The 9,854-nt window shown below is 36.8% G+C and carries 13 protein-coding genes and 1 riboswitch; of the genes, 6 read left to right on the top strand and 7 right to left on the bottom strand.

The genetic code is table 11. From position 1 onward, the window contains the following. Positions 1–42: 42 nt before the first annotated feature. The 4 genes from ABYK33_RS10325 to ABYK33_RS10310 form a co-directional block, all read right to left on the bottom strand. On the bottom strand, positions 43–804 hold the full coding sequence (locus ABYK33_RS10325) for an ABC transporter ATP-binding protein (protein ID WP_373033109.1): 762 nt from the start codon (positions 802–804) through the stop codon (positions 43–45). Continuing rightward, positions 801–1,625: an ABC transporter permease gene (locus ABYK33_RS10320; RefSeq protein ID WP_373033108.1), complete on the bottom strand. Its 825-nt coding sequence runs from the start codon at positions 1,623–1,625 to the stop codon at positions 801–803. The genes ABYK33_RS10325 and ABYK33_RS10320 overlap by 4 nt, the downstream gene beginning before the upstream one ends. 9 nt (positions 1,626–1,634) lie before the next feature. Next, positions 1,635–2,702: a putative urea ABC transporter substrate-binding protein gene (locus ABYK33_RS10315; protein ID WP_373033107.1), complete on the bottom strand. Its 1,068-nt coding sequence runs from the start codon at positions 2,700–2,702 to the stop codon at positions 1,635–1,637. Between the two features lie 48 nt (positions 2,703–2,750). Continuing rightward, a riboswitch (guanidine-I (ykkC/yxkD leader) is annotated at positions 2,751–2,851 on the bottom strand. Between the two features lie 283 nt (positions 2,852–3,134). Continuing rightward, a complete protein-coding gene (locus tag ABYK33_RS10310) occupies positions 3,135–4,274 on the bottom strand; it encodes a hypothetical protein (protein WP_373033105.1) in 1,140 nt (379 codons plus the stop codon). 110 nt (positions 4,275–4,384) lie between these two features. Here ABYK33_RS10310 and rseP point away from each other — a divergent pair, with 110 nt between their 5' ends. The 6 genes from rseP to ABYK33_RS10280 all read left to right on the top strand — a co-directional run bounded on the left by rseP (position 4,385) and on the right by ABYK33_RS10280 (position 8,301). Continuing rightward, on the top strand, positions 4,385–5,437 hold the full coding sequence (rseP, locus tag ABYK33_RS10305; protein ID WP_373033104.1) for an RIP metalloprotease RseP: 1,053 nt from the start codon (positions 4,385–4,387) through the stop codon (positions 5,435–5,437). A 93-nt stretch (positions 5,438–5,530) separates the two neighbouring features. Continuing rightward, positions 5,531–6,214, top strand: a complete 684-nt coding sequence (locus tag ABYK33_RS10300) for a YggS family pyridoxal phosphate-dependent enzyme (protein WP_373033103.1) — start codon at positions 5,531–5,533, stop codon at positions 6,212–6,214. A gap of 140 nt (positions 6,215–6,354) precedes the next feature. Continuing rightward, on the top strand, positions 6,355–6,996 hold the full coding sequence (locus ABYK33_RS10295; protein WP_373033102.1) for a cytochrome c biogenesis protein CcdA: 642 nt from the start codon (positions 6,355–6,357) through the stop codon (positions 6,994–6,996). Then, positions 6,986–7,501: an ankyrin repeat domain-containing protein gene (locus tag ABYK33_RS10290; RefSeq protein WP_373033101.1), complete on the top strand. Its 516-nt coding sequence runs from the start codon at positions 6,986–6,988 to the stop codon at positions 7,499–7,501. The genes ABYK33_RS10295 and ABYK33_RS10290 overlap by 11 nt, the downstream gene beginning before the upstream one ends. A 63-nt stretch (positions 7,502–7,564) precedes the next feature. Further along, positions 7,565–8,023 (top strand): superoxide dismutase, Ni, encoded by a 459-nt coding sequence (gene sodN, locus ABYK33_RS10285; RefSeq protein ID WP_373033100.1) that lies wholly within the window; start codon positions 7,565–7,567, stop codon positions 8,021–8,023. A gap of 62 nt (positions 8,024–8,085) precedes the next feature. Further along, positions 8,086–8,301 (top strand): hypothetical protein, encoded by a 216-nt coding sequence (locus ABYK33_RS10280; RefSeq protein ID WP_373033099.1) that lies wholly within the window; start codon positions 8,086–8,088, stop codon positions 8,299–8,301. Here the strand turns inward: ABYK33_RS10280 and ABYK33_RS10275 are convergent. The 3 genes from ABYK33_RS10275 to ABYK33_RS10265 all read right to left on the bottom strand — a co-directional run. Beyond that, positions 8,298–8,720: a Fur family transcriptional regulator gene (locus tag ABYK33_RS10275; RefSeq protein WP_373033098.1), complete on the bottom strand. Its 423-nt coding sequence runs from the start codon at positions 8,718–8,720 to the stop codon at positions 8,298–8,300. The two genes, ABYK33_RS10280 and ABYK33_RS10275, sit on opposite strands and share 4 nt — an antisense overlap. An 85-nt stretch (positions 8,721–8,805) precedes the next feature. Next, positions 8,806–9,402 (bottom strand): peroxiredoxin, encoded by a 597-nt coding sequence (locus ABYK33_RS10270; RefSeq protein WP_309494094.1) that lies wholly within the window; start codon positions 9,400–9,402, stop codon positions 8,806–8,808. A 107-nt stretch (positions 9,403–9,509) separates the two neighbouring features. Then, on the bottom strand, positions 9,510–9,854 hold a 345-nt coding region (locus ABYK33_RS10265), incomplete at its 5' end, for a hypothetical protein (protein ID WP_373033097.1).

The raw sequence follows: 9,854 nt of genomic DNA, 5'->3' as shown, positions 1-9,854 counted from the left end.
TTTATATTTTTATGTGTTGTTATCATTATTGTTGTTCCTTTACTAATTTATAGATTCTTCTACTTCTTTTAAGACAGATTCCCTTGTATCACCTACAGGTATGTCATACGTGATCAACGCCCCGTACATGTTAGGTGCCTGCGGTTCATAACGTACCTTGTCAAATACAAGCAGACGTGTACCAAGGTAGAAACTCTCCTTAAGATCATGGGTAACCATCACAATAGTGAGATTATTCTTCTCCCAAAGATCCAAGATAAGCTTATGCATATCGGCACGAATCCCCGGGTCCAATGCACCAAATGGTTCATCCAGCAAAAGTATCTTTGGTTTATTTACCAAGGACTGTGCAATGGAGAGACGCTGCTGCATACCTCCGGAGAGTTCACTGGGGTATTTATCTGCAGCATCTCCAAGGCCGACTGATTTCAACATCTTCATGGCACTCTCTTTAGCTTCTTTACGCTTTGTTCCAAACAACTTTCCAAAGAATTTTGACTCTTTGAGCTCCATAGCCATCATGACATTTCCCAAAACAGTTAAATGTGGGAAAACAGAGTAGCGCTGAAAAACAATTCCACGCTCTATCCCCGGTTCATCAGGGAAAGGCTTTCCATCAAGCAAGAATGTACCGCTTGTCGGTGCTTCCTGCCCAAGAAGCATTTTTAAAAATGTACTCTTTCCACAACCTGAAGGACCAACGAGTGTACAGAATTCACCTTCTTCAATATTGAGATTTATTTTCTCCAGTACAACATTGTCATCATATTTCTTCCAAAGCTTTTTGATCGTAATAAGACTCATGACCCCTCCTTCCCGGCTGTATACCAAGGGAAAAGTTTATAGGTAAGTTTCTTTAACAAGAAGTCGAACAAGAATGCAAGAAAAGTGATCCATGCCACATAAGGCAGAATAACATCCATAGACATATAACGGCGTACTAGAAAGATTCGGTATCCTAAACCTTCAGTAGCTGCGATCGCTTCAGCTGAAATAAGAAAGATCCATGCGGTACCTAGGGTCAAACGAACTGCATCAAGCAGTCTTGGAAAAACCTGCGGCAATACAACACGCATAACAATTGTCCAGCTTGAACCACCAAGAGTCTGTGCTTTAATAAGCTGTTCAACAGGTATCTCAGAGACACGTTGCTGCATATCACGGACAAGCAATGGTGTTACACCAATGACGATCAATGCGACCTTTGCCATCTCTCCCATGCCAAAAACAATGAATAAAATAGGCAAAATAGCCATTGGCGGTACCATTGAAAAGGCAGCTACAAAGGGAGACAAGCCCGCTCGAACGAAAGGTATAAATCCTAGAGGGATACCGATAAGCATTGCCAATACAGCACTTATGAGGACCCCAAGTCCTAGTCGTTTAAGTGAAGAAGCAGTATCTTCTGCAAAAAGTATTTCACCTGTTCGTTTACTTGGTGTAAAGGCCATACGGTCAATAGCCTCAGAAAAGCTTGCCATTGAAGGTAACAGCTTATCATTTGGATTTTCCGAAAGACGTATATCTGATGCCGAGAGATAGAACACTGCGACAATAATAAATGGTAATAGACCCCAGAAGAGTGTTGCTCCTCTGGATGGTCGTAGGTTCATCAATCGTTTCATGGCGCTATCCTAAAGTTTCCCTTCTGCAGCCATTTTGATATAAGTATCATCAAAACGTAATTTGATGTTCTTCGTATCACCAAAAGTCTTTCCACCAGGGAATTCCATACCGATGAATTCTGCATTAGGCGCACCTTCTCCAAGAATACCGTGATCAAATGAGAACTCACTCACTTTCTTCATAGTTGCAGGTAGCGCATCACCCATTGCAAACTCAACCGCTTCACTTGCATCATAGAACATCTTTGTAGAATCAAGTTGACTTTTGAACCCTGCAAGGTCTGTACCTGAAGCCTCAGACATAAAAGTTAAGGCATCTTTGTCTCCCTTTTTCATAAGTGCCATAACTTCAAACCATGCACCTGTCAATGCTTTGGCAAATTTCGGATTATCTTTCATTGTTTCCGTATTTAAAACAAGCATATCAATAATTTCGCCAGGGATCTTACTAGAATCAAACACAAGGTTTGCATCTTTCATTCCCATGATCTCACTTAATTGTGGATTCCATGGTGTCAATGCTGTAACTTCGCTTGAAGAGTATGCTGCTACCATGTCAGCGTCCGAAGTATTTATTACTTTAACATCACGTTCACTAAGACCGACAGATTCAAGACCACGTGCAAGTAAATAATGTGAAACAGAAAGTTCAACAAGATTAACACTCTGACCTTTTATATCAGCTAGGTTTTTCTTTCCTTTAAGAATAATTCCATCGTTTCCGTTTGAAAAGTCTCCCATAATAAGTGCAGTAGAATCAACACCACCTGCAGCAGGTATAGTTAAGGCATCCATATTTGTCATAAGACATCCATCAAATTTTCCTGCTGTATATTGGTTAATTGACTCAATATAATCATTCACCTGAACTAAGTCTATTTCTATATCATATTTTTTGGCCCACTTGTCAACAATACCTTTCTGCTGAGCATAATCCCAAGGCATAAAACCAACATAGATCGTCCATGAGACCTCGAATTTGTTTTTTACTTCTGCCATGAGTGCTGATGTACTAAGACCTATGACTAATGTCGTAGCAACTAAGAATTTGGATGTAGATTTGAAAATGTGTTTCATTGGAGATTCCTTTGAGTATTAAGTTTAAAACACGGCACGAGATTTTAAATCTCCCGGGCTTTTATCCCTCCGTGTAACCCCTACTCAAGAGGTCGACAACTCTCGGACCAGACACAGAATTTTCTGCCGGAACCCTAGTTATCTTTTATTGCAATTGAGATTTAATGATCTCATGTCATGTCTTGTACCTAAATTATATATTTTTTTATCTATTTAATATTCAATTTATTGATTAAATTTTAATCAATCATATTATTATCTCATTATCCATACTTTATATATTGATTCCTAACTGTTCGGGTCTTTGTAAGAAATATATAAGCTCTTTTGTTGAAAAGTGTATTTTAGTGAAGTATAGTAGTCAAGTTACAAGAAGGCGGATACAAAAAGATATCTCACCTAACTTCTATATTTTATAATGAATCTTTAGACTCAATAATATCTTTTAAGCATTTTATCCATCTGATCTTTTGCCTGCTGTAAGAACAGTACACTTTTCGCAGAAAGTTTTCCCTCTTCTGACATAGAAATATCCAAGAATTCTTTAATACTACGTATAAGCTCTTTCGTATCACGTATCTCTAAATATGATTTGTCATGATACCCTGCACTCTTCTCTTTATTGCCTTCTATATATAGAATACGTTGGAGTTTTCCTTTTTGTTCATTCAAAAGAACTTCATATGTCTTCATTGTTCCTATCGCATCTTTAATGTGAGCATCTACTTTATCCATCTCTTGTTTGCAGTTGGCTTTTTGTTCCGTGTAAAGCTCTGCTTCTACAAACTGTTTAACGGCGAAGTGGAGATTACTCCTTGCTTTTAGACTTACACGGATGATATAGATAAGGATCATAACTACAAGTACAACAGAACCTAATACACCTGCCCCTATAGTAACATTCTCCTGCATACCAATGATCGTACTAAACCAAGCCAAAATACTTTGCATCACATCTTCTGAAGGTACTTTAGTGACATTCAGTGTCATCTCTAACTTTTCTGTAGCCAGGTAGATCATTCCAATGGCCGCAGCTACTCCTCCAAATAACGCATAAATAAACCCTGAAAACTTACCACTTGAAACATCTTTTAAAACCATAGGCTTGACATCTTCTTTCGGTTCAAAAATAGGTGTCGTTTTTTCTTCTTCATCCTCTTTTGTCTGTTGCCCTAATTGATTTACCAACAATACACAGGCATCAAATCCACCTTTTTTAAGTTCTGCTTTGGCGTCTACATACTCTTGCAAATTAGATTCAAGTAAAAGTTTACACGCATCTATCCGGTTATTTGCTTCATTAACGATCTTTTTCGCTTTTTCTACAAGATGTTTTGCTTTAATATGTTTTTTCATGTTTGCCGGTAAAGGGGGATCTTCTACCGTTTCTTCTACATGTTCACCCTCTTCCTCTATCGTTTGAGAAACTTCATCTTCCATTTCGTCTATGATTTCTTCTTCGATCTCAGAGACTTCCTTATCCATTTCTTCTATGATCTCCTCGATCATTTCAGACGTTTCATCTTCAACATTTCGGATCATCTCTTCTGGTGCATTCTTATTTTCATTCATATTTTTATCCTTATGCTTTATTTTAGCAAAATATTCTATTATATTTTTAATATATATCAATTTTTTACAACACTTGGATATAATTCATAATATTATAGCAGAGGAATTTTATGGGCATTATAGTTGCACTTTTAGTCTTATCGGTACTTATCTTTTTTCATGAACTTGGACACTTTACTGCAGCACGGTTTTTTGGTGTACAAGTCGATGTCTTTAGTATAGGCTTTGGTAAAAAGCTCTATTCTAAGATGATAGGGAAAACAGAGTGGAGTCTCTCCGCTATCCCCCTTGGTGGTTACGTGAAGATGAAAGGTCAGGATGATACTGATCCTACAAATATTTCTTACGATGAAGACTCTTACAATGTAAAGAAACCGTGGCAGAGAATCATCATCTTGCTGGCTGGTCCTTTTGCCAATTTTTTACTGGCTTTTTTACTTTATTTTGCGATCGCAAACCTTGGTGTTCCAAAACTCTTACCTTATGTAGGAGAAGTAGGGAAAGATACGCCTGCATTTAAAGCGGGCTTAACCAAAGAAGACAAGATCATCCAGGTAAATGGTCACAACGTACTTTATTGGGAAAATATCGGTGAGAAAATTAATGGCACCAATGGTGACGTAACCATTATCGTTGAACGTGTGCAACGACTTATCACACTTCAACTCACTCCAAAGGTCATAGAGGACCAAAATATTTTTGGAGAAAAGATCACCAGACGTATCATCGGTATAAGTCCTTTGGGAAAACAAACAACCGTCTATTTCGGATTTGTAGATGGACTGGATTATGCTTGGGAAGAGACTAAAAAAGCCTCTTTACTCATCGTACAGAGTGTGGAAAAACTGATCACCGGTGTAGTAGGTACAGATAAACTTGGAGGTATCATCACCATTGTAGATGTAACTGCTGAAGCGAGCTCTGCAGGGATACTGGCTCTTTTCTTTTTTACTGCTCTCATTTCAGTGAACCTAGGTGTACTAAACTTACTACCTATTCCTGCTCTGGATGGTGGACATATCATGTTTAACCTCTATGAGATTCTTACTGGTAAAACCGCAAGTGATCAGGTGATGACATACATCACTCTTGTAGGTTGGGCAATACTAATCTCTCTTATGATGTTAGGATTGTATAATGATATCAATAGACTTTGGGGATAAAAACCGTTAGCTTCAAGTCAATAGGCTTGGAACCAAACTGGTCAAAGTGATAGCGTAGCCATGTAGGCAATTCATTAGAAAAGGACAATAGGTATGATATTAGATAAAGAACACTTAAGAGCAAATCTGGATGAAGTGATCTGGAACATTGAGCAAGCACGTATAACAGTGAGTGAACACCACATTGTAAAACTTGTCACTGTGGCTAAATATACAGAACTTGAAAATATTTCTACATTGTATGATTTGGGACAAAGAGCCTTTGGCGAAAATCAAGTACAACAGCTTAAAGAACGAATGGAAGCACTTGATGCACTTCCGCTTGAATGGCATATGATAGGCTCACTCCAAAAAAATAAGATCAATAACCTCATAGATTTACGCCCTACCCTTATGCAGTCAGTAGACAGTATTGAGTTAGCAAATGAACTCAACAAAAAACTCTTGGCAAAAGAGACAAAAATGCACTGTCTGCTTCAGATCAATGCAGCTAATGAAGAGTCTAAGTCTGGTGTAAGCAGTGAAGAAGCTGTTGACATCTATCAAACGATAAAAGAAACCTGCCCTCAGATCAATCTTAAAGGTGTCATGACCATAGGTGCACATACAGAAGATACAAAACTGATACAACAAAGTTTTGAAACAACACACAATATCTATGAAAAACTACAAAAAGAGGGTGCCAGTATCTGTTCTATGGGAATGAGCTCAGACTATCAATTGGCCATTAAGTGTGGATCAAATCTTATACGTGTAGGTTCTGCTCTTTTTAAATAAACTATACCCTACATCAAGAGTAATATTTCTAATTTTACTCTTCCTCTTTTTTCTTATCTTTCTTAAGTTAATTTTTATAATTTATAACTATACTGAAATTGTTACTATAACTTAAGATAAATTATAAGAAAGGATAATGAATGGATTTCGGTCTACTAATCATACTTTACTATGGTATTCTTCATGCGTTAGGACCTGATCATCTTTCTGCTATTGCACTTTTTTCTATTGGTAAAAAGAAAAAAGAAACGTTGATGCTTTCCTTTCTCTTTGCCTTGGGTCATGGTACAATGCTTTACCTTCTCGCACTTTTTGTGGGACAGATAGCCAATGAGAACATCTTGCAATATGGAGATATCATCTCATCCGCTGTCATCCTTTTAATGGGTCTCTATCTGGTATACTTAGCTATCACAAATAAAATTCGCATCGATCATCATACACATGCCACAGATCATCATACACATATCTATTATAAAGATGCCCATTTACATGACAAAAGTATGCTTTTATCCCTGGGATTACTTATGGGTATAGGTGGTATACGGGGTATGCTTGTTACACTAAGTATTATCTCTCATCAAAATGTCGGTATAGAAATGGTACTGGCCTTTATCGTTGGTGTGAGTATTGTTTTTTTACTCTTTGGCTATTTAATTTATTTGATCAATGAAAACTTGATCAAGTCTGTCAATGCCTTACGATATGGCATCCTGACAGTGGGGATATTATCTATCTCAATAGGCACATACAACCTGGCAGGAATCTCTCATGTCGTGTAATACTTTGAAAGATGCATTGTCTTCTGAACTTATATTACATGCAACAGACATACAAACGGTAAAACAACTTCTTATGAACGGTGCAGAGATCAACTATCAGTCAGAAGAGGGTTGGTGTTTACTCTTTGAGCTTATCTCTTTAAATCTATATCAAGAGATAGCATCATTACAGAATACAAAACTCAATATAGAGATCAGTGATGCAAAAGGACGAAATGCCCTCTTTTGGAGCATTCATCATGAACATCATCAAGTCCTCAAAACACTCATTGGCATGGGATGTAAATTGACTACATATGTTACACATGAATTACCTGCCCTGCATTATGCCGTTTACAAAAATAATTCTGGCATTATTAACCTACTATTAGACGGAGGAGTCGATATAGAAAATAAAGACAGTCATGGTAACACTGCTTTAGACTATGCACATCTCTACAAAAATGAGGAAGTGATCACGCTCTTAACACAAAGAGGTGCCCGTACTCCCAATTTAGATTACTGATCTAACCTGTAATTTAAGTTGGCAGTATGCGCCATCAAATAAATGAAATAAAAAGGATATAAAATGTTAAACATCAAAGAAGTAAAAGCACATTGTGATGTGCCTTGTGGAATATACGATCCAAGCGCTGCACAAATTGCAGCACTTTCAGTCATAAGAATGGTTGATCTTATGAATGCTGCGGGCGATGAACATGATGTCGCTTATCATAATGACATGGCAAGATATGTTGCCGTCAAAGAGTCTGAAGCGATCAAATGTAAAGAAGAGATCCGCATTATCTGGGGTGATTTCATCAAACCTCCACATCTTGAAGGATACCCGGAAATTCATACCATTGTTCATAACATTATGATGTTAGGCGGTGCAGCGAAACAACATGCATCCAGAGAAAAAGCGATGGCACTTTTGGCTGAAGTCAATAAATTTGCAGAAATTTTCTGGAAGATCAAAGGTGTGGAGACAAAAGTAGCCAAATCTCCTTACGCACCAAATGAAGATGTAGTCTACCCTGTACTTTAATGCTTCAAATTTTTAAAATATCCGGTGACTCTCTGTATCCATTCTATAAGGATGGTCAGAGAGTGATCTGTCGTAAAGTATTTAAAGATACTAAGATCAAAGTAGATGACGCCGTTGTCTTTGAAAAAGATGCTTATGGCATGATGATAAAACTGGTAAGATCTATTGATGATAATACCTATTTTGTAGAGGGTACAGACCCTATGAGTATCGATAGTCGTAACTTTGGTGCTCTAAGCCTAAAAGAAATAAAGTATAAAGTGCTCTTTAAATTTTAAGATGCAACTGCCTCTTGGCAGTAACTACACACACCATACAGATTGACCTGCTGCTTACTTAAGGTAAAATTCTCTTGTTTTGTCATGGAAGAAAATAGTTCATCTGCAACAGAATGTTGTGGTTTATCTTCTACCTCTCCACACTCCGTACAAACCAAATGAATATGATCTTCTTTAATGAGCTCATATTTTGACTTTTTACCTGTAATAGGTACTTCTACAAGTACACCCTTCTCTACCATCAAAATAATATTTTTATAGACAGTTGCAAGTGAAAGTGATGGATGTGTTTTGATGACTTTTTCATAGATCGTATCTATAGACATATGTCCATGGCTTTCTATACTTTCCAATATATTCATCCGTTGAAATGTAGCTTTAAGCCCATTTTCTTTAAGTAGAATTGCATAATCTGTCATAGTTAGCCTTTCAATGCATATATTAATTTATCACTATAAACTGATATATACATTCCCATCATCAATGATGGGAACATATAAACGATTATAGATCGCCTTCGTGCTTAGCAAGATATTCAGCAACACCTGCAGTGTCTGCTTTCATACCTTCGTCACCTTTTACCCAACCAGCAGGACATACTTCACCGTGCTCGTTAGTAAACAACATAGTATCTACCATTCTGATCATCTCATCAATGTTTCTACCAAGTGGAAGGTCATTGATAACTGCGTGTCTTACTGTACCATCAGCATCAATAAGGAATGAACCTCTAAGTGCTACTGCATCGTCAAGAAGAACATCATAATCTCTAGCAATTTGCTTAGAAAGGTCTGCAACAAGTGGCATATCAACTCTACCGATACCACCTTCAGCTACTGGAGTTTCTCTCCATGCAAAGTGTGAGAATTGGCTATCTACAGATACACCAATGATATTTACGCCTCTTTCTCTAAATTCTGCTGCTCTGTGTGAAAATGCAATGATTTCTGATGGACATACAAATGTGAAGTCTAATGGGTAGAAGAAAAGTACTGCACCTTTTTCACCTAGATTTTCCATAAGATTAAATCCGTCTACAATTTGACCATTCGCAAGTACAGCTGTTGCTGTAAAATCTGGAGCTTTTTTAGTTACTAACATGTTGTTTCCTTAAAGATAATTTTTATTAACAACGAAATTTTATCATATTATCTTTAAAAGAAAATTAAATTAAAAAGGAAGTAATCCAAACTTTTTATTTTCTTAATTTACACATTTATAACTTTCAATTCAAATATAAAATCATCAAAATCATATTTATACTCAGTATTTAACTTAAATTTAGACTCTTCATCAATTTTAGGATAAATTAAATATCCTTTATTTGTTCCTCTTATCCTAGCATCTCGTCTTAATTTTGCTATGTCATTATCAAATGCAGCATTTTTTGTTTTCAAAACTTTCCACTTAGCATCAACAGGATATTGTTTATCATCTTTAACTATGACAATATCGGGTTCCGAACTATAAGTTTTTTTCTCATCATAATCTGGTACTAACTTAAATGGTAGCTTTACATCATCTTTTCCATCTTTCAATACTTCATCATAATC

This window comes from Sulfurovum sp. (genome assembly GCF_041562805.1).
Taxonomy (GTDB): Bacteria; Campylobacterota; Campylobacteria; order Campylobacterales; family Sulfurovaceae; genus Sulfurovum.
Note: the sequence above shows the minus strand (reverse complement) of the source record. Positions and strands in the feature narration are given on the sequence as shown.

Coding starts and splice junctions, on each gene's coding strand:
- ABYK33_RS10290 (WP_373033101.1), top strand. CDS start 6,986: ATGTCGTGTAATACTTTGAAAGATGCATTGTCTTCTGAACTTATATTA.
- sodN (WP_373033100.1), top strand. CDS start 7,565: ATGTTAAACATCAAAGAAGTAAAAGCACATTGTGATGTGCCTTGTGGA.
- ABYK33_RS10320 (WP_373033108.1), bottom strand. CDS start 1,625: ATGAAACGATTGATGAACCTACGACCATCCAGAGGAGCAACACTCTTC.
- ABYK33_RS10270 (WP_309494094.1), bottom strand. CDS start 9,402: ATGTTAGTAACTAAAAAAGCTCCAGATTTTACAGCAACAGCTGTACTT.
- ABYK33_RS10315 (WP_373033107.1), bottom strand. CDS start 2,702: ATGAAACACATTTTCAAATCTACATCCAAATTCTTAGTTGCTACGACA.
- ABYK33_RS10295 (WP_373033102.1), top strand. CDS start 6,355: ATGGATTTCGGTCTACTAATCATACTTTACTATGGTATTCTTCATGCG.
- ABYK33_RS10275 (WP_373033098.1), bottom strand. CDS start 8,720: ATGACAGATTATGCAATTCTACTTAAAGAAAATGGGCTTAAAGCTACA.
- ABYK33_RS10325 (WP_373033109.1), bottom strand. CDS start 804: ATGAGTCTTATTACGATCAAAAAGCTTTGGAAGAAATATGATGACAAT.
- ABYK33_RS10310 (WP_373033105.1), bottom strand. CDS start 4,274: ATGAATGAAAATAAGAATGCACCAGAAGAGATGATCCGAAATGTTGAA.
- ABYK33_RS10300 (WP_373033103.1), top strand. CDS start 5,531: ATGATATTAGATAAAGAACACTTAAGAGCAAATCTGGATGAAGTGATC.
- rseP (WP_373033104.1), top strand. CDS start 4,385: ATGGGCATTATAGTTGCACTTTTAGTCTTATCGGTACTTATCTTTTTT.